Annotated in this window: 25 protein-coding genes and 2 pseudogenes; 5 read left to right on the top strand and 22 right to left on the bottom strand. The window is 68.9% G+C overall.

Annotated features, from left to right (window positions below; genetic code table 11):
* The gene (locus L1066_RS04785) at positions 1 to 993 is read right to left on the bottom strand and encodes a BMP family protein (RefSeq protein WP_235735217.1); all 993 of its coding nucleotides are present in this window, start codon (positions 991 to 993) and stop codon (positions 1 to 3) included.
* A 319-nt stretch (positions 994 to 1,312) separates the two neighbouring features.
* Between L1066_RS04785 and L1066_RS04780 the strand changes: the two genes are divergently transcribed.
* Positions 1,313 to 1,759, top strand: a complete 447-nt coding sequence (locus L1066_RS04780) for a hypothetical protein (RefSeq protein WP_235735216.1) — start codon at positions 1,313 to 1,315, stop codon at positions 1,757 to 1,759.
* Between the two features lie 82 nt (positions 1,760 to 1,841).
* Here the strand turns inward: L1066_RS04780 and L1066_RS04775 are convergent, their stop codons facing one another.
* The 3 genes from L1066_RS04775 to L1066_RS04765 all read right to left on the bottom strand — a co-directional run bounded on the left by L1066_RS04775 (position 1,842) and on the right by L1066_RS04765 (position 4,539).
* Positions 1,842 to 2,414 carry a lipoprotein LpqH gene (locus L1066_RS04775; protein ID WP_235735215.1) on the bottom strand — a complete coding sequence of 191 codons (573 nt, stop codon included), beginning with the start codon at positions 2,412 to 2,414 and terminating at the stop codon, positions 1,842 to 1,844.
* A 206-nt stretch (positions 2,415 to 2,620) separates the two neighbouring features.
* Positions 2,621 to 3,577: an alpha/beta hydrolase gene (locus tag L1066_RS04770; protein ID WP_235735214.1), complete on the bottom strand. Its 957-nt coding sequence runs from the start codon at positions 3,575 to 3,577 to the stop codon at positions 2,621 to 2,623.
* Positions 3,578 to 3,927: 350 nt separating this feature from the next.
* A complete protein-coding gene (locus L1066_RS04765) occupies positions 3,928 to 4,539 on the bottom strand; it encodes a TetR/AcrR family transcriptional regulator (protein ID WP_235735213.1) in 612 nt (203 codons plus the stop codon).
* Between the two features lie 177 nt (positions 4,540 to 4,716).
* Here L1066_RS04765 and L1066_RS04760 point away from each other — a divergent pair, with 177 nt between their 5' ends.
* Positions 4,717 to 5,277 carry a VOC family protein gene (locus tag L1066_RS04760; protein WP_235735212.1) on the top strand — a complete coding sequence of 187 codons (561 nt, stop codon included), beginning with the start codon at positions 4,717 to 4,719 and terminating at the stop codon, positions 5,275 to 5,277.
* 2 nt (positions 5,278 to 5,279) lie between these two features.
* A complete protein-coding gene (leuC, locus tag L1066_RS04755) occupies positions 5,280 to 6,698 on the top strand; it encodes a 3-isopropylmalate dehydratase large subunit (RefSeq protein WP_235735211.1) in 1,419 nt (472 codons plus the stop codon).
* 12 nt (positions 6,699 to 6,710) lie between these two features.
* Here leuC and L1066_RS04750 read toward each other — a convergent pair whose 3' ends face one another.
* The 16 genes and pseudogenes from L1066_RS04750 to rpsF form a co-directional block, all read right to left on the bottom strand.
* On the bottom strand, positions 6,711 to 8,240 hold the full coding sequence (locus L1066_RS04750; protein WP_235735210.1) for an acyl-CoA synthetase: 1,530 nt from the start codon (positions 8,238 to 8,240) through the stop codon (positions 6,711 to 6,713).
* Between the two features lies 1 nt (position 8,241).
* Positions 8,242 to 9,183: a ketopantoate reductase family protein gene (locus L1066_RS04745; RefSeq protein WP_235735209.1), complete on the bottom strand. Its 942-nt coding sequence runs from the start codon at positions 9,181 to 9,183 to the stop codon at positions 8,242 to 8,244.
* The gene (locus L1066_RS04740) at positions 9,180 to 10,346 is read right to left on the bottom strand and encodes an enolase C-terminal domain-like protein (RefSeq protein WP_235735208.1); all 1,167 of its coding nucleotides are present in this window, start codon (positions 10,344 to 10,346) and stop codon (positions 9,180 to 9,182) included. Before L1066_RS04740 ends, L1066_RS04745 begins: the two co-directional genes overlap by 4 nt.
* Before the next feature lie 51 nt (positions 10,347 to 10,397).
* Positions 10,398 to 11,153: a GntR family transcriptional regulator gene (locus tag L1066_RS04735; protein WP_235735207.1), complete on the bottom strand. Its 756-nt coding sequence runs from the start codon at positions 11,151 to 11,153 to the stop codon at positions 10,398 to 10,400.
* Complete coding sequence (locus L1066_RS04730) at positions 11,150 to 11,992, bottom strand: sulfatase family protein (RefSeq protein ID WP_235735377.1); 843 nt, start codon at positions 11,990 to 11,992, stop codon at positions 11,150 to 11,152. Before L1066_RS04730 ends, L1066_RS04735 begins: the two co-directional genes overlap by 4 nt.
* Before the next feature lie 404 nt (positions 11,993 to 12,396).
* Positions 12,397 to 12,726, bottom strand: a pseudogene (locus L1066_RS04725) (sulfatase-like hydrolase/transferase); the annotation flags it as partial.
* The gene (locus tag L1066_RS04720) at positions 12,723 to 13,094 is read right to left on the bottom strand and encodes an AMP-binding enzyme (protein ID WP_235735206.1); all 372 of its coding nucleotides are present in this window, start codon (positions 13,092 to 13,094) and stop codon (positions 12,723 to 12,725) included. The pseudogene L1066_RS04725 and the gene L1066_RS04720, both read right to left, overlap by 4 nt.
* Positions 13,040 to 14,260: a class I adenylate-forming enzyme family protein gene (locus L1066_RS04715; protein WP_235735205.1), complete on the bottom strand. Its 1,221-nt coding sequence runs from the start codon at positions 14,258 to 14,260 to the stop codon at positions 13,040 to 13,042. Before L1066_RS04715 ends, L1066_RS04720 begins: the two co-directional genes overlap by 55 nt.
* On the bottom strand, positions 14,254 to 15,081 hold the full coding sequence (locus L1066_RS04710) for an ATP-binding cassette domain-containing protein (protein ID WP_235735204.1): 828 nt from the start codon (positions 15,079 to 15,081) through the stop codon (positions 14,254 to 14,256). The genes L1066_RS04715 and L1066_RS04710 overlap by 7 nt, the downstream gene beginning before the upstream one ends.
* A 1-nt stretch (position 15,082) precedes the next feature.
* A complete protein-coding gene (locus tag L1066_RS04705) occupies positions 15,083 to 17,086 on the bottom strand; it encodes a dipeptide/oligopeptide/nickel ABC transporter permease/ATP-binding protein (protein WP_235735203.1) in 2,004 nt (667 codons plus the stop codon).
* Positions 17,083 to 18,027: an ABC transporter permease gene (locus L1066_RS04700; protein WP_235735202.1), complete on the bottom strand. Its 945-nt coding sequence runs from the start codon at positions 18,025 to 18,027 to the stop codon at positions 17,083 to 17,085. The genes L1066_RS04705 and L1066_RS04700 overlap by 4 nt, the downstream gene beginning before the upstream one ends.
* Before the next feature lie 3 nt (positions 18,028 to 18,030).
* Entirely contained in the window at positions 18,031 to 19,551 is a 1,521-nt protein-coding gene (locus L1066_RS04695) for an ABC transporter substrate-binding protein (RefSeq protein WP_235735201.1), read from the bottom strand.
* 265 nt (positions 19,552 to 19,816) lie between these two features.
* A complete protein-coding gene (gene rplI / locus L1066_RS04690; protein WP_235735200.1) occupies positions 19,817 to 20,263 on the bottom strand; it encodes a 50S ribosomal protein L9 in 447 nt (148 codons plus the stop codon).
* A 22-nt stretch (positions 20,264 to 20,285) separates the two neighbouring features.
* On the bottom strand, positions 20,286 to 20,522 hold the full coding sequence (rpsR, locus tag L1066_RS04685) for a 30S ribosomal protein S18 (RefSeq protein ID WP_235735199.1): 237 nt from the start codon (positions 20,520 to 20,522) through the stop codon (positions 20,286 to 20,288).
* A 68-nt stretch (positions 20,523 to 20,590) separates the two neighbouring features.
* Positions 20,591 to 21,177, bottom strand: a pseudogene (locus tag L1066_RS04680) (single-stranded DNA-binding protein).
* Positions 21,178 to 21,333: 156 nt separating this feature from the next.
* Positions 21,334 to 21,621, bottom strand: coding sequence for a 30S ribosomal protein S6 (rpsF, locus tag L1066_RS04675; RefSeq protein ID WP_235735198.1), 288 nt, complete (start codon positions 21,619 to 21,621; stop codon positions 21,334 to 21,336).
* A 191-nt stretch (positions 21,622 to 21,812) separates the two neighbouring features.
* Here rpsF and L1066_RS04670 point away from each other — a divergent pair, with 191 nt between their 5' ends.
* Positions 21,813 to 22,496, top strand: coding sequence for a serine/threonine-protein kinase (locus tag L1066_RS04670; protein ID WP_235735197.1), 684 nt, complete (start codon positions 21,813 to 21,815; stop codon positions 22,494 to 22,496).
* 58 nt (positions 22,497 to 22,554) lie between these two features.
* Here the strand turns inward: L1066_RS04670 and L1066_RS04665 are convergent, their stop codons facing one another.
* Positions 22,555 to 22,839, bottom strand: a complete 285-nt coding sequence (locus L1066_RS04665; protein ID WP_235735196.1) for a hypothetical protein — start codon at positions 22,837 to 22,839, stop codon at positions 22,555 to 22,557.
* An 82-nt stretch (positions 22,840 to 22,921) separates the two neighbouring features.
* Positions 22,922 to 24,571, bottom strand: a complete 1,650-nt coding sequence (locus L1066_RS04660) for an acyl-CoA dehydrogenase family protein (protein ID WP_235735195.1) — start codon at positions 24,569 to 24,571, stop codon at positions 22,922 to 22,924.
* A gap of 70 nt (positions 24,572 to 24,641) precedes the next feature.
* Here L1066_RS04660 and L1066_RS04655 point away from each other — a divergent pair, with 70 nt between their 5' ends.
* On the top strand, positions 24,642 to 25,526 hold the full coding sequence (locus tag L1066_RS04655; RefSeq protein WP_235735194.1) for a PaaX domain-containing protein, C- domain protein: 885 nt from the start codon (positions 24,642 to 24,644) through the stop codon (positions 25,524 to 25,526).
* The last annotated feature ends 23 nt before the right edge of the window (positions 25,527 to 25,549 follow it).

Genomic DNA, 25,549 nt, shown 5'->3' with positions numbered 1-25,549 from the left:
TCACTTGACTTCGGACTGGTTGAGCTTGACGGTGATGCTTCCGTCCTCCACGCCCTTCACTGCCTCCTCGGCAGCCTGCTTCGCCTCGGCCGGCACGGTGTCGCCGATGGAGACGTCGGTGCCCTTGCCGAAGCCCATGACGTAGACACCACTGGTCTCGCCGTCCTTGATCTTGGCGAGGATCTCCTGGAGCGGCAACGAGAAGTCGTAGAGGACCGTGGCCGCGTAGTGGTCGGGGTCGTTGGACGACTTGTCGGTGTACTTCACCGTGATCCAGGTCTTGCCGACCGGCTCGTCCTTCATCGCCTCGAAGGCGCCGACGACACCGAGGTTGAGCGAGGTGATCACCACGTCGTTGCCACTGTTGAGCAGCTGCGAGGTGAACTGGGTGCCCTTGACGGTGTCGTTGAAGTCGCCCGTCCACACCGACTGCAACTTGGCCTTCTTCCCCGAATCGGTGATGCCCTGTTCGAGCGCGTGCACCTCGGCGTAGGAGAAGGGCAGCGAGAGTCCGCCCAGGTAGCCGACCTTGCCCGACGTGCTCAGGTGCGCAGCCAGGACACCGAGGGGGTAGAAGACCGTGTGGAAGTTGCGGTCGATGACCCACAGGTTGTCGGGCTGGTCGGCAGGCACACCGTCGAACTCGGCGATGAAGTTGACGTCGGGGTTCTCCCGGGCGACCGTCGCCGTGGCGTCGTAGAACTGGGAGCCGTGCGTCCACACCACGCCGTAACCCTGGGAGACGTACTGCCGGAGCTTGCCCTCGATGTCGGGCACTGCGACGCTCTCGGCGTACGACGTGTCCGCACCGTCCTTCTTCACGGCCTCGAGTGCCTGCAGGCCGATGGCGTTCATGTCGGCGTCGGTGACGGGGCCGGAGAAGATGGCGGCCACCTTGTCGCCGTCCCCCGATGACGATCCTCCGCCACAGGCGGAGAGGACGAGGCTGGCGCCCAGGGCGACGGCCACAGCAGCATGACGAAGGGAACGCATCAAGGTCTCTCCTGTTTCGTTGATGATGCCCATCAACCTAGAGCCGATGAGACCTACATCACCGTGGACAGATTCGCCCAAAGTGGAGCCCGGTCTTTGGCGACACCTGTGGCTGCCGGTCGGTCAGCGGCAGCGACCACCCCGCCGAGTCGCCCGTGCCGGCGCCTATCCTGAGCCCCGTGAGCAGCGACGAGTCCGCGGCCGAGCGGGCCCGCCCCGAACGCCGGCCGATGACCGCGCTGCAGCGGATCGCGATGGGATTGGTGGTCGTCGCACTCGACACCTTGGGCCGCGTCGACATCCTGCCCGACCCGATCGGGTGGGCGCTGGTCATCTGGGGGTCGGCGCACTGGCCCTCCCTGCCCGCAACGCGCTGCTCATCTCCGCCTGGGTTGCCCTGGCCACCTCCGCTGTCCTGTGGGTGCCTGCAGCCAAGGCTTGGGTCGCCGACGCAGACCTCGCCCTGCAGTGGGCGACGTCGCTGCCCGACCTCGCCTTCGTCGTCATCCTGTCGCGGGCCCTCGTCGGCGCGGCCCGGGCGCGGCAGCCCGTCGACCGGTCGGTCGCCGGTCGGTTCGGCGTCGCATTGTGGGGCGCCGTCATCGTCACCGCCATGGTCCCGGTCGGCTCGGCCGCCGACTCGGGAGCGATCGTCGAATATGCCGAGATCGGCTTCGTGCTGCTCTGGCTCTACCTGATCTGGAACCTCTTCTCAGTGCACGCGCGGCCCTGGCTCGGCGGCCCAGCACCGGCCCAGCGCCACTGACCGCGCAGCCGTCCGCCACGTCGCGAGACGCAGACGTCCCCGGCACCCTTCGCGGGGCACCGGGGACGCTGGAGCGACGACGTCAGCTGCAGGTGACGACGATCTCGAACTTCTTCTCGAAGAGCTCCGTGGGCTTGGCGGTGTCGGTGCCCTGCGCCGTACCGGTCACGGTGTAGGTGTCACCGTCGACCGCGACGTCGGCGGAACCGAGCTCGGCGCCAGCCATGCCCGAGACGGCGAGCGTGACGCCGTCGACCATGATGCCCAGCGACTCCACCTTCGGGGTGTCCTCGTCAGTCATCACCAGGCCCAGGCCAGCGGACGCGTCGGCGCTGCCGACGGTGATCTTCCCGCCCTGCTTCAGGCACTGGATGTTGGAGGTGTCCAGCCCGGCAAGCTCCTCGCCGTCGACCTTCACCGTGGCCGCGCCGTCCGCGGAGGTCGCCGGGGCGTCGTCCTCCTCGGTGACGGGCGGTTCGGCGTCGTCCTCGGTGACGGGCGGCTCCGCGTCGTCCTCGGTCGCGTTCTCCTCCGTGGTCTGGCTGGAGTTCTCGTCCGACTTCTTGTCGTCGTCGCTGTCGTCGCCACACGCGGCGAGAGTTCCGGCGAGGGCCAGCACTGCGACGCCCGAGACCAGGACCTTCTTGATCCTCATGAGTTCTTCCCTTCGTCTGGACGGACCCGCTCCGAGCCCGTGGCGGCGCGGGTTCCGCCCACGGTCCACCGCAACTCACCGTCTCCGCGGAGCCCGCCCGGCAAACGTGTCGCGGCCGTCGTCTCATGCGGGACACGTTGTGACCTCTCACACAACACCGCATGCCGGGTCAGCCCACGGTTCCCCGCACCGGCAGGGCGCAGCACTCACCCGCGCCCGAAGCGGGCGTCCACCCAGCCCGTCACCAGATCCGCGAGCTCATCGCGGGCGCCCTCGGTGAGGAAGTAGTGGTCAGCGTCCAACTCGTGCGATTCCTTGTCGCTGGCTCCGATCAGATCGAAGATGGCCGCAGCATCGCTGGGGAAGACACCCGTGTCCGCGTTGCCGTTGACCACGAGGGCAGGCACGGTGATCTTCGGCAGGTGCGCGCTCGCTCGCGTCTGGGAGTCCTCCAGACTCCACAGCGACAGCCAGGTGCGAAGCGTGCAGGCCGATGCGATGCCGAAGACGGACTTGTTCGCACGCTCCGGCACCCCGCCGTAACACATGTTGGGCTCACGTTTGGTGGGCTCCAGGGTTGGATCGACCATGCGCGGATCGGCCCAGGTGCGCGCCACCGAGAACGGCCGGTCGTGATAGCCGGCTGCCGTCAGCCGCTCGAGCTCCGCCTTGACCCAGTTGGTGATCCGCTTGTTGCGCGCCTCCTGTGCCGCCCGATAGCGGGCGACGAACTCATCGCTGTACGACGGTCCGTTGGCCGGGTTGAAGAGGTCCAGTGTCGAGTCGGTGGCGACAGGATCGGCCTCGTCCACCACGGATCCGTCCATCCAGGCGGTCAGGACGTCAGGACGCCCCAGGTGGGCGGCAGTGGAGATGTAGGCGTCTCCCGGCAGCAGTTCGTCGGCGCCGCGCGCCAATCGCATGCCTTCCAGCGGTCGCACCACGGCCTCGACGGCCTGCGATTGGTAGGAGGCCATGAGCGACCCGCCGCCGGAGTTGCCGAGCAGCACCACGATCTCCGCTCCCGCCACCTCCTTCAACCATCGAACGCCGACACCGATGTCCGAGAGCGCGTGATCCAGCAGGAAGTGTGCCTCGTCTCCGCGGAAGCGGGTGTTCCAACCAAGGAAGCCAAAGCCCCGCTCTGCCAAGAACTCGGCCATGTAGTGCTCGGAGAAATCGATCTGGTAGTGGGTCGCGATGAAGGCGATCCGGGGAACTTCCCGGAAGGCCGGTGGTAGACGCCCTGACAGGGGTGTCCACCGGCACCCGCCCGTGGAAGGTTGAGCGAGGGGAGCCCCACGAAGGTGCGCTCGACGGCCATGTCCACTCCAATCTTACGAATATGACATTGCATTCGTATCAGAACGGAGGCGCCACCGTCCACCCCTCCGCCACCGAGCCAACAGCGACCGCCCGCAGCGGGCAGGGAGGCCCGGCCCGGCCTACCGGAGAACGCGCAGGATGGGGTCGCGGCCTGCGCGCGGCCCATCGCCCGACACCGCCCCGGGCTTCACGGCTTCCAGTAGATCGAGCGGAACCAGATGTCCGCCAGAGTCTCGATGCACGCCTCGTCATCGACCGTCGCGGCACGGCCGTTGGCCAGTTTTTCGTAGCAGAACTGATTGAGCATCGCCACGATGGCCTCGGCCGCCAAGCGGGGATCCACGCCGGGGCAGTAGCCCCGCGACTGCGCGCGCACGATCGAGCGGGCGATGCCGGCGACGGGCTCCTCGCACAAGGAGTCCCACACCTTTGCGAACTCGTCGTTGACCATCGCCAACTGGTAGACGCCCACCATCTCCGCCAGCCGTTCGCGGTAGGTCTCCCAGTGGGCGCGCGTGGCGATCCGAACCCGCGACCTGGCGTCCGTCGGAGCCGTCGCCTCCGCAATCAGAAGGCGTTCCCGGGCCTCGTCCTGGAACTGGCGGGCCCAGTGCTCGAGCAGCGCCTCCTTGGAGTCGTAGTAGTTGTAGAACGACGCCGGCGACTTGCCAGCCTCCTTGACGATGTCGGACAGCGTCGTCTTCAAGAACCCCTTCTCGGCGATCAGCTTGCGCGCCGCCGCATGGATGGCCTCGAGCGTCTCCCGTCCACGCTTGGTCGGTCGGGCCTCTTCACTCACCGCGTCCCACTTCCTCTCCCCCGTTCCACCCGGCCGCCACCACGACCAATCCGGCGCCCCGGCGTCCCGGCGAACTTTCCGCCTGCCTGCTTTGTGGCCTCACCTTAGCGACCCACGTTCCGGACTGGCCAAATACAAACCTGATGTTAGGATCGTATTTGAGGAAAGGATCTGACCATGACCAACACCCAGTTCGAGCTCCGCGGCTTCAACCACGTCGCGCTGGTCTGCTCCGACATGCAGCGGACCGTCGACTTCTACAGCGGCGTGCTGGGCATGCCGCTGATCAAGACCGTGGAGCTCCCCGACGACATCGGGCAGCACTTCTTCTTCGACGCCGGCAACGGCAACTCGCTGGCCTTCTTCTGGTTCCGGCATGCCCCCGACGGAGTCCCCGGCATCTCCCACCCGGAGGAGAAGCCCGGCTTCGGCGAGTGGATCAGTGCGGTGAGCTCCCTCAACCACGTCGCCTTCGACGTACCGGCCGAGAAGTTCAGCGAGTACCGCGCCAAGCTCAAGGAGGCTGGCGTCCGCGTCGGTCCGATCGTCAACCACGACGACAGCCCCTCCCAGGTGGCCACCGAGATGCATGAAGGGGTCTACGTGCGTTCGTTCTACTTCCAGGACCCGGACGGCATCCTGCTGGAGTTCGCCACCTGGCTGCGCGAGTTCACCCCGGAGGACGTCCGGCACCAGCCCGCCACCGGCACCGACCGCCGTCCACCGGTCGACGCCTGAGAATGCCGCAGCCGTCCGAGCACTCATCGAGGACACTCTTCGAGAAGGTCTGGGACGAGCACGTCGTCGTCCCAGGTGACGGCGGCCCCGACCTGCTCTACATCGACATGCACCTGCTGCATGAGATGACCTCACCCCAGGCATTCGCGGGTCTGCGCGCTTCCGGCCGGCGGGTACGTCGTCCTGATCTCACCATGGCCACCGAGGACCACAACGTCCCGACCTTCGGCGTCAACGAACCCATCAGCGACCCACTCAGCCGCCAGCAGATCGATCTGGTCCGCCGCAACTGTGCCGACTTCGGCGTCCCGCATCACCCCATGGGCAGCCGCGGCAACGGCATCGTGCACGTGATCGGCCCGGAGCAAGGCCTCAGCCAACCGGGCAGCACGCTGGTCTGCGGCGACTCCCACACCTCCACCCACGGTGCCTTCGGGGCGCTGGCCTTCGGGATCGGCACCTCCGAGGTGGAGCACGTGTTGGCCACCCAGACACTGTGGATGCGCCGGCCGGAGTCGATGGTGGTGGAGATCTCGGGCGCTCTTCCGTCCGGCGTCACGTCCAAGGACGTGGGCCTCCACGTCATCGCTGCTGTCGGCACCAACGGTGGTGCCGGCCACGTCATCGAGTACCGCGGCGATGCGGTTGCGGCAATGACGATGGAGCAGCGGATGACGCTGTGCAACCTCACCATCGAGTGCGGCGCTCGAGCCGGGATGGTCGCCCCCGACGCGACCACCTTCGCCCACCTGGCCGGGCGTCCCCATGCGCCCTCAGGGGAGTTGTGGGACCAGGCCCTCGCCCACTGGACCACGCTGCGCACCGATGACGGCGCCACCTTCGCCCGTACCGTGCGGATCGACGCCGCCGACATCTCGCCGCGGGTCACCTGGGGAACCGATCCCTCCCAATCGGTGCCGCTCGACGGCCGGGTTCCCGAGCCCGGGCAGTACGCCGACGCGAGCGCTCGTGCCCGCGTCGAGCAGGCCCTGGCCTACATGGACCTGGCCCCTGGTACGCCGATGCGCGAGATCGCGGTCGACACGGTCTTCATCGGTTCCTGCACGAACGGGCGGTTCGAGGATCTCGCAGCCGCAGCCGCCGTACTCCGGGGACGCCGAATCGCTGACGGGGTCGACGCGATGGTGGTGCCGGGCTCACGGCTGGTCGCCGACCGGGCAGAGGAGGACGGCCTGGCCGACATCTTCCGGGCCGCCGGCTTCAGCTGGCGCAGTTCCGGATGTTCGATGTGCACGGCCATGAACCCCGACGCGCTCGGTCCGGGCAATCGCTCGGCCTCGACCACCAACCGCAACTTCGAAGGGCGCCAAGGTCCTGGCGCGCGCACTCATCTGGTCTCGCCCGCCGTGGCCGCGGCCACCGCCGTGGTCGGTCGGCTCGCCGCCCCCGACGACCTCTGACAGCTCTCGAGCTCAACCCTCCCCGGCGAGGTAGGACTCCCGCACCTCACGCTTGAGCAGCTTGCCGGTGGGCGTGCGCGGCAGATCGGTGACGAACTGCACCCGGCGCGGTGCCTTGTAATGGGCGATTCGCGCACGCACGAACTCGATCATCTCGGACGCCAGCGCTGCGGAACCCTTGGCGTCGTCGGCCAACTCGACGAGGGCGACGACCTCCTCGCCCATCTCTTCATGGGGGACGCCGAAGACAGCGGCGTCTCGCACGGAGGCGTGCTCGAGCAGGGCGTTCTCCGTCTCCTGCGGATAGATGTTCACACCGCCGCTGATGATCATGAAGGTGGCCCGGTCACTGAGGTAGAGATAGCCGTCCTCGTCGACGTGACCGATGTCCCCGAGCGTGCTCCAGGACGGGTGCGCCGGATGGGAGACACTGCGGGTCTTGGCGTCGTCGTTGTGGTAGTTCAGTGCGGCGCCGGGCGGCTCGAAGTAGATGAGGCCGATCTCGCCGGCGTCGAGCTCGCGGCCGTCGTCGTCGCAGACGTGCACCTGCCCGACGATCGGCCGCCCCACGGTGCCCGGATGTGCCAGCCACTCCGGGGAGGTGCAGTAGGTCATGCCCACGCCCTCGGAGCCGCCGTAGTACTCGTGCAGGACCGGACCCCACCAGTCGATCATCGCCCGCTTCAGGTGCGGCGGACACGGCGCGGCCGTGTGCGAGGCGACCCGGAGCGAGGAGACGTCGTACCGCTCCCGGACCTCCTGCGGCAGCGCCAACAGCCGGTGGAAGTGGGTCGGCACCCACTGACTGTGGGTGACCCGGTGCCTCTCGATGAGCACCAGTGACTGCTCGGGGTCGAAGGCGTCCGGGCAGACCACCGTTCCGCCGGCGACCTGCGTCGCGATCGAGAGGAAGAGTGGCGCCGCGTGGTACAGCGGTGCCGGAGTCATCGTGACCGTCTGCTGGTCCAGTCCCAACAGGGGCACCAAGTAGGGCTGGCGGGGGTTGCGCACGTCCCGCCCGGAGAGGTCGCGCTTCACGCCCTTGGGGTGACCGGTGGTGCCGGAGGTGTACATCATGAAGTCGCCGCGCGGCTCGTCGACGAGTCGCTCCGCCGGCATCCGCGCAAGGATCTGCTCGTAGCGGTCGAAGCCGGCGTGGTCCCCGCCGAAGACAAGTCGGTCGGCGCAACCATCGACGTCCGCCAACGCCTCGGCCAGGAGCGGCGCGAAACGAGTGGAGACCACCACTGATCGGGCACCCGAGTCGGCGATGACATGGGCCACCTCGACGCTGGAGAAGTGCCAGTTCACCGGGGTGAGGTGCAGGCCGCTGCGTAGCGCCGCCCACACCACCGTGAAGTACTCGGCGCAGTTCTCGGCCAGGACCGCGACCCGGTCGTCGGGCCGGATCCCTTCCGACCACCAGTACTGCGCCAGTCGGGCGGAGCTCTCGTCGAGCTCCCGGTAGGTCAGGGTGCGACCGTCAGCCATCACCACCGCGGTCTTCTCAGGCGTGCTCTCGGCATGGGTCCCAGGAAACACTTCAGTCCTCCTCAGTCGGGCGCACTTCACGTGCCCGGACCAGCGCGGTCAGGGTCGCGTTGACCGGCGCCGCCAGTCCTGCCTTGGCGGCCTCACGCGGGACCGCCCCGTTGATGACATCGATCTCGCTCGCCCGACCTGCCTCGAGGTCGAGCAGCGCCGACGGCTTGGCCAGAGGCATGCGAGCAGCGAAGTCCCGCACCAGCGCCACCGGATCCTGGACCTCCAGGCGGACGCCGACAGCGCGGGCGACCTCCCACGCCTCGGTCGCCGCAGCCCGGCTCACGGCGCCGAGATGCTCGTCGTCGCGCACCTCGCTCACGGTCAGACCAGTGAGGGCGCACGGTGCGCTGTAGGCCACGTTGCAGATCAGCTTCTCCCACTGCATCGGCAGGATCTCCGGCACCGCCTCGGCGTCGAAGCCGGCCAGTTGCCAGGCCTGGGCAATCTCCTCGACCTGCTCGAGCCTCCCGCCGCCGTGTGCTCCGAAGCGCAGGGCGCGCATCGCGTTGTGGTGGGCGCTGCCCGGACTCCGCAACGATGCGCCGAAGCCGCTGGCGATGCCCACCACCAACCGCTCCGCCCCAACGATCTCCGCGACCAGCTCAGCGGAGCCCAGTCCGTTCTGGATCGTGAGCACCTGGGTGCCGGGGCCGAGCAGTGGGGCGAGGGAGGCCGCCGCGTCGGCGACGTGCGCCGCCTTGACCGCGAGCACCACCAGGTCCACCACTGCCGCTGGCACCTCGGTGTGGGCGGAGATCCGCACCACCCGGTCCCCGTCCGGTCCGGAGAGGGCCAGGCCGTGCTCGTTGATCGCGCGCACGTGATCGGCCCACGCATCGACGACCAGCACCTCGTGGCCGACCGATGCCAGCCGCGCGGCGTAGACGGATCCCATCGCGCCGCAGCCGACGACGGCGATCCGTGTCCGCTCCAGGGTCATGCCACCAACCTCGCGATGTGCTGGTCGAGACCGCCCTTGGCCTCGAGTCCGAAGCCTGGCTCGTCGGACGGGACGATCAGACCGCCCTCGACCCGGCAGGCGTCGGTGTAGCCACCGAACGGCTGGAAGACGCCCGGATAGGCTTCGCAACCGCCGAGGCCGAGGCCAGCGACGATGTGCAGGTTGAGCATGTGCCCGCCATGAGGCAGGGCTGCCGCGCGGGCGAATCCGCGCCGCTCCATCTCGGCGATCATGCCGGCGTACTCAGTGAGTCCGTAGCTCAGCCCCGCATCCATCTGCAGCAGGTCGCGGTCGGGCCGCAGCCCGCCGAAGCGCAACAGGTTGGTGACGTCCTGCACGGAGAAGAGGTTCTCGCCGGTGGCGATCGGGCCGCCGTACGCTTCAGCCAGCTCTGCGGTCAGCGCGAAGTCGAGCGGGTCGACCGCCTCCTCGTACCAGCGCAGCCCGTAGGGCTCCAGGGCCTGGGCATAGGTGAGGGCGCGATCGCGATCGAAGGCACCGTTGGCGTCGACGGCCACCCGGGAACCGCCGCCGGCGACGTCGATGGCCGCTTCGAGCCGCCGCAGATCGCGTTCCAGGGGAAGCCCGCCGATCTTGATCTTCACCGCTTCATAGCCGGCATCGCGGTACTCCCGGACCTCGGCACGCAGCGCGGTCACCTCGTCGCCGTCGCGGTAGTAGCCACCGGCGGCGTAGACCGGCACACCAGCGGCAGCGGCGACGGTGCCGAAGTGCCGCGCGATGGTGGCGTACGCCGGCTCATCGGCATGCTTGGCCAAGGCGTCCCAGCAGGCCAGCTCGAGCGCGCTCGCCGCCGCCGCCCGGTCGCCGTGACCCCCGGGCTTCTCGTCACGCATGGCGCACGCGAGCACCCGGGCCGGATCCAGCAAGCCCCCTTCGGGCGCCTGCAACGTCGCCGGGTCGGCGGCCAGGACCCGTGGGATCATCCGCTCCCGAAGGATGCCGCCCTGTGCGTGTCGCCCGATGGAGTTGAAGGCCACCCCCACCACCGGCACACCCGCACGGCGGACGTCGGTCACCACCGCGACCAGGGAGACCCGATGGTGGGAGAAGTCCACCACCGCGTTCGAGATCGCGCCCGAGAGAGGGACATCGATCTCACGAATCTCGACGATACGCACGTATTACCTCCGTGAAGTGTGGGGCGGCCCCGTGCGGGAGCCTCCGGACCGTCATCCTTGGGCGCGGTCCATGGTCAGGTTGAACTCGAAACGGTCCGCCGGGTGGAGCGAGACCGTGGTCAGGTGTCGAGTTCCCGCAGTGCCGATGTAGGTCCGCAACACCTCGAGAGCGGGGGAACCGGCGTCGGCCTCCAGCAGTTCTGCCAGCTCGCCGGGTACGGCGCGCGCCCGGAGTCGCTGGTCCACACGGGCCGTCACCACCCCGGTGCGCTGCTCGATGATGTCGTTGACCAGTCCGTCGGGCCGCTGCACCGCATCACCCACCCGCTCCGCGACATCGGGTGCCAGGAACAAGTCGGTGTGGCACAAGGGGCGCTGGCCGGCGTTGAGCAGCCGCAACATCTGGACGTGCACCATCGGCGTCCCCTCGGTGAGGCCGAGCCGGACGGCGAGGCCACTGTCGACCACCGTCGCCCGGCTGCTCAGGAAGCGCCGCACCGTCTCGGTGGAGTACTGCACCAGCTCGTTCATGGTGGTGACGGTGCGCGCGTAGCCGACGGGCGGACGGACCGCCTCGACAACGGTGCCGATCCGCCGGCGACGGGAGACCAGGCCGAGGCCCGCGAGTGTGTCGAGGGCAGAACGGACCGTCGCCCGGGAGACTCCGAACGTCTCGGCCAGCTCGATCTCCGTCGGCATCTTGCTGCCGACCGGATAGACCGCGGCCTCGATCTGTTGGATCAGTTCCTGCGCGACCGCCTCATAGCGAGGAGCGGAGCGGACGGTCGCTGCTGATTCGAGCGTCATGGATCAGGCCATCGCACTCGGGACCCGGCAGATGTCGCTGTGCGCCATCTGCGCCTGCACCAGCCGCACCAGGAACTCGCCCTTGTCGGCGGCGGCGTCCGGGTCCTGCCACCGGTTGTCGGTCTCCCGGGGATCAGTGTCGTGCAGGAAGAGCTCACCGAGCTCGCTCCCTCGTAGACGGAGATCCGTCCCGAGTCGGTGACCAGGGTGCGCATCCGCAGCGGCACCCCCGCCCCGATCGCGTCGAACATCTCGTCCTCCTCGATGTAGACCTCGTCGCGGACGCTCGCCTCGGCGTCGGTCAGCACCGCGACCTGGCTCCGCCCATGGACGCCGGGCATCGGGTCGGCGCCGGCCAGGTCGAGGAGCGTCGGCCCGATGTCGAGCGTCGAGGCGAACGCGTCACTCCTGGCGCTGGCACAGCCCGGGCCCGAGAGCACGTAGGGCACCCGGATCGGACCCTCGTAGTGCATCGCCATCTTCAGCATCACGCCCTGATCGCCGAACATGTCGCCGTGGTCGCTGGTGATGACGAAGACCGTGTTCTCCAGTTCGCCGCGCTCCTCGAGCTCGGCGACGATCCGACCGACGACATCGTCGATGAAGGTGATCGCGCCGTACTGCTTGGCGAGCGCTTCGCGGAACTGCTCCTCGGTCGCAGCGAACGGCATCATCTTGCTCGGCTGCTCGCCGCGCTTGCGGCTCCACTGACGCAGGTGCGGCATCGACCGGGTGTGGTCGGCCCAGAAGGTCTCCGGCAGCTCCAGCTCCGCGGGGTCATACATGTCGTAGTAGCGGCCCGGCGGGGTGAAGGGATGGTGCGGATCCGGGAACGACATGTGCAGGAAGAACGGCTCGCCGGCCGCCTCACGGATGAAGTCGCCGGAGCGCTCCCCACCCAGGCCGTCGGATACAGCTCCTCGGGCATCGCCGGCCGATAGACCTGGCGCCACGACGAGGAGACCTCGAGCGCGGCATTCTCACCGCGCTGCGCCGGGTCGAAGCCGCGGTCGCGGAGCCAATGCTCGTAGTGACCACCGCAGTAGTCGGCGTGGTCGATGGCGAGCTCCACGTGCTCGAAGCCGTAGAAGTCCTCGGGCATCTCGACCCAGCCGGCGCGATGCCGCTCCAGGTTCTCGTACTGGTCCCAGCCCGCGGGCCAACGCCGATCGAGTACGTCGCCGGCCGCCGCGGAGCCGAACACCTCACGGCGGTGGCCGGCGGCGACCTTCGGGTGGTGGCCGATGTTCTGCAGGTGCGCCTTGCCGACGAGACCGGTGCGGTACCCAGCATCACGGAGCCGACGTACGAACGTGTCCGCGTCATGGTCGAGCGGGATGCCGTTGAAGCGGGTGCCGTGCGAGGAGGGCACCCGTGCGGTGAGCAGGCTCGAGCGATTGGGCATGCATACGGGGTTCGCGACGTAGCCGCGGTCGAAGACGGTGCCGCGCTCGGCGATCGCGTCGAGATGCGGCGTACGCACCACCGTGTTGCCGCCGAAACCGAGGTGGTCGGCTCGCAGCTGGTCTCCGGTGATCAGCACGATGTTGGGGCGCCGGCCGTGCTCGCTCATGAGACCGCCCTCTCCCGGCCCTGCCAGTGCCGCTCGCGCAGCACCCGCTTCAGCACCTTGCCGGTCGCGTTGCGCGGCAACTCGGTCACCAGTTCGACCGACCGCGGGCACTTGAAGCCCGCCAACCGATCCCTCGACCATGCCAACAACTCCTCCTCGTCGAACGTCTGCTCCGCCCGGGTGACGACGACCGCGTGCAGGGTCTCGCCCCACCGGTCGTCGGGGATCCCGATCACCGCGATCTCCGCGACCGCCGGATGCTCGCCGAGCACCCGCTCGATCTCGGCCGGGTAGACGTTCTCCCCGCCGGAGATCACCATGTCCTTGGCCCGGTCCACCAGGCTGAGGTAGCCGTCCTCGTCGAGCACGCCGATGTCTCCGATCCGCCAGTAGCCGTCGGGGTCAGTGCCTCGGCTGTCGCCTCGGGGTTGTTCCAGTAGCCGTCGAACGGGAGGCTGCCTCGCACCAGGATCTCGCCCGGGGTCCCAACCGGTACGTCTCGCAACTGCGCGTCGACGATGCGCAAGTGCCAGCCCAGGGCCGGCTTGCCCGCGGTGTGCAGTCGTGGCGAGTCCGGCGTGTGATCGGCGGGGTCGAGCGTGGAGACCGGGAAACCGCCGGTCTCGGTGCACCCGTAGTTCTGCCGGAAACGGCAGCCGAGGATCTCGATCGCCTCACGCAGCAGGGCCGGCGAGATCGGTGAGGCGCCGTAACCGATCTCGACAAGGGCAGAAAGGTCCGGCGCGGACTCCCGGGAGCGCACCTCGTCGATGAGCATCGCGATCGCCGTCGGCACCAGGTTGGTGAACTGGATGCGGTGCTCGACCAACGCGTCGAGGAAGGCCGCGGGGCGGAAGGAGGAATGCACGTGGGCCGTGCCGCCGATGAAGAGCGGATAGGTGACGTTGGCAAGTCCGGCAAGGTGGAAGAGCGGCATCGCGCGCAGGTGCCGCGAGCCGGGCTGGGCCTCGGGAACGGTCAGCTTCAGATACATCGCAGAACTCATCAGGCGCTGATGGGAGACCGGGACGAACTTCGGCAGATTGCCGGTGGTGCCGCTCGTGTGCAGCAGCACCGCCGGATCCTGCGGAGAGACCCGCACGTGGGTGGAGTGAGGGCGCGGACGGGCGAAGGTGGGCTGCGCGGCCTCCTCAGTGGTCACCGTCACCGGGAGCTCGACTCCGGCAGCGGCGAGCAGAGCAGTACCTGGCTCATCGACCAGGATGCCGCGCGGGCCGGCGAGGTCGACCAGGCCCGCGAGCTCCTGGGGCGCCACCCGATGGTTGATCGCGGCCGGTACCGCACCGAGGTCGGTCAGTGCGAAGAGATGGGCCATCCAGTCGGCACTGTTGTGGGCGAGGATCGCCACCACGTCGCCGGCTCCGATCCCGCGCTCCGCCCAAGCGCCGGCGAGTCCGTCGATCCGAGCGGCCAGCTCGGCGTAGGTCAGCGACGTACCGAGGTCATCGACCAGGGCGGGAGCATCCGGGTCGACCTCGGCCCGCCAGGCCAGGAGTTGGTTCCAGTTCAGCATGTCTTCCTCTCAGCCGGTCCGGCCAGGGCACGTCGGCGGGTGTGGGGATCGAGCGACGGGGTGGCCGCCAGGAGATCGGCGGTGTAGGCCTGTTGCGGAGCCGAGTAGACCTGCTCGGCCGGCCCCTCCTCGACGAGGCGGCCGTGATGGACCACCGCGAGCCGGTCGCTCACGTGGCGCATCAGCGCGAGGTCGTGGCCGATGAACAGGTAGGCGACACCCGTCTCACGCTGGACGTCGTTGAGCAGGTTGACGATGGTGCTCTGCGTGGAGACGTCGAGGGCGCTGACCGGCTCGTCGCAGACGATCAGGGAGGGACGACTCGCCAGGGCACGGGCGATGCCGATGCGCTGCCGCTGCCCTCCGGAGAAGGCGATCGGACGACGGCTGGCCATCTCGGGCTCCAGGCCCACCTGGGTGAGCAGTTCGGAGACCCGGCTCCGGATCAGCGACGCGTCGTTCGACTCGTGAACGCGGATCGGCTCGGCAATGATGTCCTCGATCGTCCACGCTGGGTTGAGCGAGGCGGTCGGGTCCTGGAAAATCGCCTGCACCTCCCGGCGGTACCACTTCGGCACTCGCTTGAAGGCGGTGACCTCGTGGTCCTTGAACCAGATGCGACCGGACTGACAGCCGAGCAGGCGCAACACCGCGCGCGCGATCGTCGTCTTGCCGGAGCCGGACTCACCGACCACTCCCAGCGTCTGACCTGCACCCAGGGTGAGGCTGACCCCCTCCACCGCCGGCACCGACCGCGTGAACCACCCCCGCGAGGGGTAGCTGATCGTGACGTCCTCGATCCGCAGCAACTCCTCCGCCATCTCAGCGGCCCCCTCTCGACTCGATCTGCAGCAACTCCTCGACCCGGATGCACCGTGCCCGCCCGTCCGGCGTCTCCACCAGCGGCACCGAGGCCGTGGTGCACGCAGGTACGGCGGCCGCACACCGCGGCGCGAACCGGCAGGCATCGGGCCAGCTTCCGGGCACCGGCACGCCCCCGGGGATCACCTCGAGCGCCGTACCGCGCGGCCGGTCCTGACGCGCGGACTCGATGAGCGCCGCGGTGTAGGGGTGCGACGGCGAGGCGAACATCGTCTCCACCGAGCACTCCTCGACGACCTCGCCGGCATACATCACCGCCACCCGGTCCGCGAGCTGGGCGATCATGCCGAGCTCGTGGGTCACGAAGATCATCGCCATCTTGGACTCGTCCTGGAGGTCGAGCAACAGGTCGCCGATCTGGCGCTTCAGGGTCACGTCGAGCGCCGTGGTCGGCTCATCGGCGATCAACAGCACCGGGTCGCAGCTGATTGCCAGCGCCACCATGGCCCGCTGCGCCATGCCACCGGAGAGCTCATGGGGGTAGTCGCCGATCCGGTGCTGCGGCTCTCGGATACCGACCCGCTGCAGCAGGTCGATCGCCCGGATCCGCGCCTCCTTGCGCGAGACCTCCTGATGGGTGCGGAGCGCCTCGGTGATCTGGTTGCCGATCGTGAAGGCGGGGTTGAGCGCACTGCTGGGCTCCTGGAAGACCATCGCGATCCGGTCACCCCGGACCCCGTTGAGGTCACGCTCGCGCAGGCCGAGGAGCTCCTGCCCCTCGAGCCGGACCGACCCGCTCGTGGCGACCATGCCGTGCGGGAGCAGACCCATCGTGGCGAGCGCGGTGATCGTCTTGCCGCTGCCGGACTCGCCAACCAGCCCCAGGGTCTCGCCCGCATGCACCGAGAACGACACGTCCTCGATGATCTGCACGGTGCGGGTGTCCGCAAGGTAGGAGACACCCAGCCCGCGCACGTCGAAGAGCGGCGCCTGGGCTCCGCCCGCCCCACCGACTCGGCGCGGGCCGTTCTCGACAACCTGGGCGGACGACGTGGGAGGCACGGCGACGGTCGTCCCGACGCCGGGACCGGCCAGTTGCCGCAGCCGGCGCCCCAGCTGCCGTGGCTCCCCACGGAGCACCCCGAGCAGCGCATCTCCGACGAGGTTGAGGCTCAGCACCGTGAGGCCGATCGCAAGGCCCGGTGGAATGATCAGGAAAGGCTGCTGGCTGATGAGGGTGCCACCCTGGGCAACCATCACGCCCCACGTCGCGGTCGGTGGTTGGGCGCTCAGGCCCAGGAACGAGAGCGCGGCCTCGGCGAGCAACGCTGCGGCCATGGTCAGGGAGGTCTGCACGACGAGCGGGCCCATGATGTTGGGCAGCACGTGTCGACCGAGGATCCGCGTCCACGGCACGCCGGTGACGTGCGCCGCCTCGACGTACTGCTGCTCACGGACCACCAGCACCTCACCGCGGGTGACCCGCACGAACGTGGTGGAGAAGATCAGGCCGAGTGCAAACATCGCCTGGACGACGCCGGGGCCGATCGCGGCAATCACCGCGATGGCGATGATCATGCCGGGAAGGGCCGTGACGGCGTCCACGATCCGCATCGTCACCTTGTCGAACCAGCCGCCGAAGAATCCTGCCGCCAACCCGACCGGTACGCCGATGACAAGTGCGATTCCGGTGGCCTCCAAGCCGGCGAGCACGGCGCTCCGGCTGGAGTACACCAAGCGCGAGAAGGTGTCACGTCCCAGCAGATCGGTCCCCAGCCAGAAGCCACGAGAAGGGCCTTCGAGCGAGTGGTCCAGGTTGCGGGCCAGGGGGTCGTGGGGCGAGAGCAGCCCGGGCGCGAGAGCGGCGAGAGCCACGGCGAGCAGGAAGAGCAGTCCGAGGACGGCCAGTGGGTCGCGCACGATGCCACGAAGCACACCGGCGAAACGTCCGGGCGTCGCCACCGTGGGAGCCGCCGGAGTCACTGAAACAGGGTTGCTGGTCACTGGGGCCTCACCTTCGGGTTCACCAGGCCGTAGCCCAGGTCGACGAGCAGTTGCGCGGCCGCCACCGCCAATCCGGTCACCACCACCACGCACTGGATCACCGGCATGTCGCGGGTGTTGACGGCTTCCAGGGCCAGCCCGCCGAGCCCATGGATGCCGAAGACCTGTTCCACCACGACGGCGCCACCCAGCAGATGTGCGAAGTGAAAGCCCATCGTCGTGAGCACCGGTCCGCAGGAGTTCTTGAGGGCGTGCTTGCCGATGACACTCGACCTGCGTAGACCCATGGCCCGCGCGGTGCGGATGTAGGGCTTCTGCAGGGTCTCGATCATGGAGGAGCGGGCATGGCGGGCGAGCATGGCCGCCACGACGGCACCGAGGGCCAGGGCGGGCAGCACGAGAGAGGAGAGCCAGGGGCCGATGCCGAGCTCCGGCGGGCTGTAGCCCGTGGCCGGGAACCAGCCCAGGCGCATGCCGAAGAAGGCGACCAGCAGGAGCGCCAGCCAGAAGGCAGGCATCGCGAGTCCCGCGGTGGCCAGGATCATGATCCCGCGGTCGACGAGGCTGCCCGGCCGGAGCGCGGCGAACGATCCGGCCGGCACGCCGATCAGGACGCCGACGAGGATGCCCGCGACGGCGAGGGTGAAGGTGACTCCGAACCGCTGGGTCACCACCGGGAGGACCTCGCTGCCGTCAAGCAGCGAGCGGCCGAAGTCACCCTGCACCGCGTGGGTGATCCAGTTCCAGTACTGCAGGGGAGCGGAGACGTCCAGCCCGAGCTGGCTGCGGACCTGAGCGATCTGCGCATCGGTGGCCGACGAACCGGCGATCGTCTCGGCCGGATCCCCGGGCACCAGCTGGATCAGGAAGACACTGATCAGGGAGACGAGGAAGAGCAACGGCACCAAGGCCAGCAGTCGACCACCGATGAGCTTGAGCATGGATCAGTCCTTGGTCACGCCGCGCAGCGAGGGACCCATCGGCCAACCGGGCGCAGGCTTCACGCCGCTGAGGGTCGAGTTCCACGCGATGGTCGAGTGGTCGGTGTAAAGGTTCTGCCAGATCGCCTCGTCGCTGATCTCGGTCAGCATCGACCTGTAGATCTCGTCCTGCTCGGCCTCGTCCTCGGCGTCCAGGGCCTGCTGGTGGAGGGCGCTGATCTCGGGAGAGGCGACCTGGTAGGGGTTCATCGGGCCGTTCTCTGCCACCCGCACGCCGTACAACTGCTCGGGATGGATCTCCTTGATCGGCGTGAGCATCGCGTCGAAGTTCTTCGAGCGGTTCTCCTGGTCCAGCGTGCCCGGCTGGATGAGCTTGATGTCGACCGTGATTCCGACGTCCTTGAGGTCCGCCTGGATCGCCTCGGCGGCCGACGTGAAGGTCCCGAAGGTCGGAATGGTGAACCGGGGATTGGCGACGCCCGACTCGCGCACCAGCTGACGGGCCTTCTCGGGATCGAACGCGTAGCCGGATTCGAGTCCGTCGACGTGGAAGGGCGAACCTTCGGAGAAGACCTGCGTCATCGGGGTCGCCTGGCCCATGAGGACGGTGTCGACCAACGCTTGGCGGTTGATCGCATAGCCGACCGCCTGCCGAATCTTCTCGTTGGCGAGCGCGGATCCGGAGTCACGAGCGACGAAGTGCAACAGCCAGTGGTTCCCCTCGGAGACCGCCGACTCCAGATCGGACTTCTCGACCGTGGCCACCTGGGTACGGTCCACCTGGGCGAGGTCGACCTGACCGCTGATCAGTGCGTTGGAGCGGGCAGCCGCGTCGGTGAGCACCTCGATCTCGATGCGCTTGAGCGACTGGACCGCGGTGTCCTCGAACTCCTGGTTCGGCGTGTAGACGTAGACCACCCCGGCCTTGGTGGCCTTCTGGTCGAGCACATAGGGCCCGGTGCCGACTGGCGTGGTCGCGATCTCACCGCCCGAGGTCGCGGCCGGCGAGGCAACCATGCCGGCCACGTCGGTGAGAGTCAGCGGAAGCGCCGGCGACGGCGCATTCAGGGACAGCACGACCTCGCTGTCGCCCTCCACGTCAACGGACTTCACGTTGGCCAGGGCGGCGGCAGCCGGGCCGCCTGCCTGCTGGTTGTGCTCCAGGGCCGTGACGACCGCCGCAGCGTCGAGGTCCGTGCCGTCGCTGAAGCGTCGGCCGGAATCGATGGTCATCCTCAACTCGGTCTTGTCCAGCGTCCAGTCGCTGGCCAGGCCCGGCTCGATGCCGCCGTCCTCGCCCACGGTGAGGAGGGTGTCGTACACCGGGTCCAAGAACACGCGCTGTCCCTGTCCGGGGTTCAGACCAGGGTCGAAACTCTGGACGTCGACCACCGTTGCCACCCGGACAACGCCTTCGGAACCCGCTGCATCGTCGGCTGCTCCGCACGCCGTCAGCAGCGCGCCGACAACGGTCAATGCTGCCCCGGCCACCAGATGACCCCGGTGCTTCTTCGCTACCCGCATGACCTCTCCTCTGAATACAAACCTAACATCAGGTTTGTTTATAGAGGTGTGACGCCCGTCTCGTCAAGGTCCGGACCATAAGAAGCAAAAGATCCCTGATTCGCCTCAGCAGCTCGATCTGCATCGATTGGTACGTATCAAACCGCGCGCCCGGCTCGTCGCGTCGACCAACTGGCGCGACCCGGTGGCCACCACGAAACTCCCCGAAATGCACCTCACCCCCGGCCCGTGAGGGCCGAGGGTGAGGTGGTGGATCGGGGTGCGGTCAGGCGCCGACCACGTTGAGGGCCACCTTGGCGGACACCTCGTCGTGGAGCTTGACCGAGACCTCGTGGGCGCCGAGCGCCTTGATCGGGTTGCCGACCACGATGGTCCGCTTGTCGACCTGCTCGCCGGAGGCCTCCGTCAGAGCGGCGGCGATGTCGGCCACGGTCACGCGACCGAAGAGACGGCCGCCTTCACCGGAGCGGACAGCCAGCTTGACCGGCTTGCCCTCGAGCTTGCCCTTGACCTCGACCGCGTGGTCGTGGTCGCGCAGGGCGCGGGAGGAACGGGCGGCCTTGATGGACTCGATGGTCTTCTCGCCACCACGGGTCCAACGGATCGCGTCGCCACGGGGGATGAGGTAGTTGCGGCCGTAGCCGTCCTTGACCTCGACCACGTCGCCAGCGGCGCCGAGGCCGTCAACTTCCTGGGTCAGGATGAGCTTCATCGTCTGATCTCCTTCTTCCCGCTCAGCGACCGGCGGAGGTGTAGGGCAGCAGCGCCACCTCGCGGGCGTTCTTGACCGCAATGGCCACGTCGCGCTGGTGCTGGACGCAGTTGCCGGTCACGCGACGCGCACGAATCTTGCCGCGGTCGGAGATGAACTTGCGGAGCAGCGTGGTGTCCTTGTAGTCGACACCGGTCGCCTTCTCCTTGCAGAACTGGCAAACCTTCTTCTTGGGCTTGCGAATCACTGCCTTGGCCATTGTGGTGCTTCCTTTCTGAAGCCCGGCATGCGCCGGAATGGGTGTTGGCTAGGGGTAGGGAGATCGGATCAGAACGGAGGTTCTTCGGAGCCACCGACACCGGGGGCACCCCACGGGTCGTTGGCCGGAGCGCCACCTTGGCCGCCGCCCTGCGGAGCCGGAGTGGCCCACGGGTCGTTGGCCGGAGCAGCAGCCTGACCGCCACCGAAACCGCCGCCACCCTGGGCGCCGCCGAAGGAGTTGCCTCCACCGCCGCCGCCCGAGAAGCCGCCGCCACCCTGACCGCCGCCGCGAGCGGCGCGGGTGACCTTGGCGGTCGCGAACTTGAGGCTCGGGCCGATCTCGTCGACCTCGAGCTCCATCACCGTGCGCTTCTCACCCTCGCGGGTCTCGTAGGAGCGCGCGGTGAGGCGTCCCTGAGCGACGACACGCATGCCGCGCTGCAGGGACTCCGCCACGTTCTCGGCAGCCTGACGCCAGATCGAGCAGCGCAGGAACAGCGCCTCGCCGTCCTTCCACTCGTTCGTCTGACGATCGAACGTGCGGGGGTGGACGCGATGGTGAAGTTCGCAACCGCTGCACCCGAAGGGGTGAAGCGCAGCTCCGGGTCGGCAGTGATGTTGCCGACCACGGTGATGACTGTCTCGCCTGCCATGTCAGGACTCCTAGCTGATCCGTCTGATGTCTGTGCCCATCGTGCCGTCATCCCCCGACAGGAGCCAGAGGTTCTGCACAGGCACAGGAAATCAGAATGGTGGGTGAGCGCTCAGCCCACCCGGTGGTCCGACGGCAGCCGGACCGGGTCAGATGCTCAGGCCGCGGCCCGCAGCACCTTGGTGCGCAGGATCGACTCGTTGAGGGAGAGCTGGCGGTCGAACTCCTTGACCGTGGCCGGCTCGGCCTTCAGGTTGATCACGACGTAGGTGCCTTCGGCGATCTTGTTGATCTCGTAGGCCAGGCGGCGACGTCCCCAGACGTCGACGTTGTCCACGACACCCTTGTCGTTGGTGATCACGGCGAGGTACTTCTCGAGGCTGGCCTCGACAACACGCTCGTCAATCTCGGGGCTGAGGATGACCATCACTTCGTATGCACGCATAGCGGTCTCCACCTCCTTTGGACTCGGCGGCCACGGTCTCTCCGTGGCAGGAGGGCATTGCGTTCGTCCCGGATGCGCCACCATCTGGGTGGGCAGAGCCGAAGGACACCACAGACTAACAGCGCCCCGGCGTACGTCGTGAATCGAGAAAGCGGGTTGGCACCGGTGCCGCTGGGTAGGGTGAACGCGTCATGAGCGCACACGTGGGGGCACCGCTGGCCGGACGCTACGTCCTGGTCGACCAGATCGGCGCCGGAGGCATGGGATCGGTGTGGCGCGCCTGGGACCTGCGCAACCAGGCGTTCGTCGCCGCCAAGCTGCTGACCCACACCGACAGCGGCATGCTGCTGCGCTTCGTGCGTGAGCAGTCGCTGCGCATCCAGCACCCGCACGTGGTCGCGCCCAGCGGCTGGGCCGCCGAGGACCATCTCGTCGTCTTCACCATGGACCTGGTCCGCGGTGGGTCGGTGCACACCCTCCTCGGCGACCACGGCGCGCTGCCGATCAGCTATGCGACCGTCGTACTCGACCAGACCCTCCAGGCCCTCGCCGCGATCCACGAGGCCGGTGTCGTCCACCGCGACATCAAGCCCGCCAACCTGCTCCTCGAGGCCACCGGCACCGGTCGTCCACACGTGCGGGTGGGCGACTTCGGCGTCGCGGCGCTGATGGACGACGTACGTCTCACCATGCACCCGGGTGCCATCGGCACCGACGGCTACATGGCCCCCGAGCAGCGCCTCGGCGCACCGCCCAGCCCACAGCAGGACCTCTATGCCGTCGGCGTCGTCGGCATCCAGATGATCACCGGCCTCGGCCCCCGCCACCAGAAGGGCATCCCGGCCGGCCCCTCCACGACTGGCTCGCCTGGCTGAGCGCCGACGAGGCCCACGCTCGTCCCGAGTCGGCCGTCGCCGCGCTGCAGGCCCTGCGTCAGATCGGGGTCCCCACCGGCACCCCGTGGCGCCAGGACCGCGAACCCCCGGAGGTCTTCGACCAGCTCAACGACGTCGCACCTCCGGCCGTCCCCAGCGGCTCCGGCTCGGGTGCCGGGTCGGGCGGCAGCGGGATCACCCAGTTCGGCACCCGCCCCCAGCCGTGGTCCGGTACGCCGCCCGTTGCCTCCGGCGCGCCCGTGCAGCGGTCCGCCACCACCTTGGTCGCCGCGCTCGTCTGCTTCCTCGGCGCCATCGGCCTCGCCCTCGCCGCCGTGCTCATGCTCCTTGCCTGACACCGGTTGCCGACTGGTGGCGGCGGCTTGCTGCCACCTGGCGACACCAAGTCGCCGCTGTCTCCGGATTCACCTGGAGATCGGGCCGGAGCGGTCGAGGATCGCGGTGAGATCCGTGCCGGCGGGAAGGGTGCCGTAGGAGTGACCCCAGTCGCCGCCGAGACGGGTGGCGCAGAAGGCATCGGCGACAGCAGTCGGTGCGTGGCGCACCAGCAGCGATCCCTGCAACGCGACGGCCATGAGCTCGACGAGGCGGCGGGCCCGCATCTCCAACTCCGCCGGGTCGGCGAGCTCCGCACCGATGCGCTGGACGGCGGCGTCCAGCCGGGGGTCGGCGCCCGCGGAGAGGGCGAACTCGGCCATCAGCGCCTCCACGGAGGCGGGTTCGCGCCCCAGTGCCCGCAGCACGTCCAGCGCGTTGACGTTGCCCGACCCCTCCCAGACGGAGTTGAGCGGCGCCTCACGGTAGAGGCGCGGCATGCCTGACTCCTCGACGTAGCCGTTGCCGCCCAGGCACTCCAACGCCTCGGCAGTGAAACCGGGACCGCGCTTGGTGACCCAGAACTTGCCGATGGCCGTGGCCAGGCGGCGGAAGGACTGCTCCTGCTCGTCGCCGCGCACCGCCCGGTCGGCGGCTCCGGCCAGCCGCAGCGCCAAGGTGGTGGCGGCCTCGGACTCGATGGCCAGGTCGGCGACGACGTTGCGCATCAGCGGCTGGTCGACGAGCCGCCGCCCGAAGGCCGCCCGGTGACGTACGTGGTGCACCGCCTCGACGAGCGCCTTGCGCATCATTCCGGCCGATCCCGACACGCAGTCGAGCCGGGTGCAGGTGACCATGTCGATGATCGTCTTCACCCCTCGCCCCTCGGGGCCGACCAACCAGGCAACGGTGCCGTCGAACTCCGGCTCCGAGGAGGCGTTGGAGCGGTTGCCGAGCTTGTCCTTGAGCCGCACGATGCGGAAGGTGTTGCGGGTGCCGTCGGGCAGCACCCGCGGCACCATGAAGCAGGAGAGCCCACCCGGTGCTTGGGCGAGCACCAGGAACAGGTCGCTCATCGGCGCCGAGGTGAACCACTTGTGTCCGGTCAGCGTGAACACTCCCGACTCCGCCGTGGGCGCGGCAACCGTCGAGTTGGTGCGCACGTCCGAGCCACCCTGTCGCTCGGTCATGCCCATGCCCGCGATGAGCCCGCGCTTGGTGGTGGGCACCCGCAGACCGGGGTCGTAGACGCGCGAGCTGAGCAGCGGCTCGTAGGTCGCCGCCAGCTCCGGGTTGTGCCGCAGTGCTGGCACCACCGCGTAGGTCATCGTGATCGGACAGCCGTGGCCGGCCTCGGTGTGCTGCCACGCCAACGAGGTCGCGGTACGGGCCACGTGGGCGCCGGGCCGCGGATCACTCCAGGCCGCGCCGGCCAGCCCCTCGGCGACCGAGGTGCGCATCAGGTGGTGCCACGACGGGTGGAACTCGACCTCGTCGATGCGGTGACCATAGCGGTCGACAGTGCGCAGCTCCGGCTCGAAGTGGTGGGCGTCCTCGGCCCACTGCTGCGCCTCGACACTGCCTGCCAGCAGGCCCACCCGGCGTACGTCGGCCTCGGCCCAGCCAGCCCCCTCACGGTGGAGCCCCTCGATCAGGGCCGGATCGGCCGCGGCGTCGTAGGGCGCGTGCGGCGGCGGCTGGTTGGTGACCTCGTGCGGGGCAGGCAGCGTGACGTCCATGGCACCCACATTACGCCGTAGAATCAAATGATGGAAGGTCTGTAATAACGCGAACATCTAGAGTTCACCCGTGCTCAACGACCTCCGCCCACTCAGCGCACGATCCCTCGTGCTGAGCCTGCTGCTGGGCACCCACCCGGCGGAGATCCCGGTCAGGAGCCTCGTTCCGGTCGCCGAGCAGCACGGGGTCAGCGGCGCGACGCTGCGGGTCGCACTGAGCCGGATGGTGCAGGCAGGCGACCTCGTCACCAGCGATGCCAGCTATCGCCTCAGCGACCGGCTGCTCGCTCGCCAGGCCAGGCAGGACGAGGCCCTCGCTCCGGACACCCGGGACTGGGACGGCAGCTGGCACCAGGCGGTGGTGACCGCGACGGGCCGCGACGCCGCGCGTCGAGTCGACTTGCGCCGGGAGCTCCTCGACGCCCGCCACGCCGAGCTCCGCGAGGGCGTGTGGCTACGGCCCGACAACCTCGAGCCACCGGCCTGGTCGGACGCCACGGTCGCCGACACCGTCATGCTGCACGCCCGCCCCGACACGGACCCCGGCGAGCTGGCCGCACGGCTGTGGGAGCTGGATCGCGTGGACCCGGCGCGGCCGGCTGCTCGCCCAGCTCTTCGCCGACGCCTCCGACCCCGCCCGGCGGATCACCGTCGCCGCCGCGACCGTGCGCCACCTGGGCACCGACCCGCACCTCCCTGGCCGAGCTCCTCGCCCGCCACCTGGCCGGCGCCGGAGCTGCGGGCGACGTACGCCGGCTACCGCGCCGGAGCTCTAACGCGCTGGGATCTCGACCTGACCGACGGCACCGATGGCTCGAATGACCGCGAGGGTTCACGTGTGAACCCTCGCAGCAACTGGCACGGACGAGCGCTCACCGCGACGGTTCACGTGCACCCTCGCAGTGCCCGGGCGCTCTGCCGCGTGCCGTCTGACGTACGGCTCAGCGTCGACTGAACAACAGCCCGAGACCGACCAGT

Origin of the sequence: Nocardioides alcanivorans, assembly GCF_021555175.1 — a bacterium.
GTDB lineage: Bacteria > Actinomycetota > Actinomycetes > Propionibacteriales > Nocardioidaceae > Nocardioides > Nocardioides alcanivorans.
Note: the sequence above shows the minus strand (reverse complement) of the source record. Positions and strands in the feature narration are given on the sequence as shown.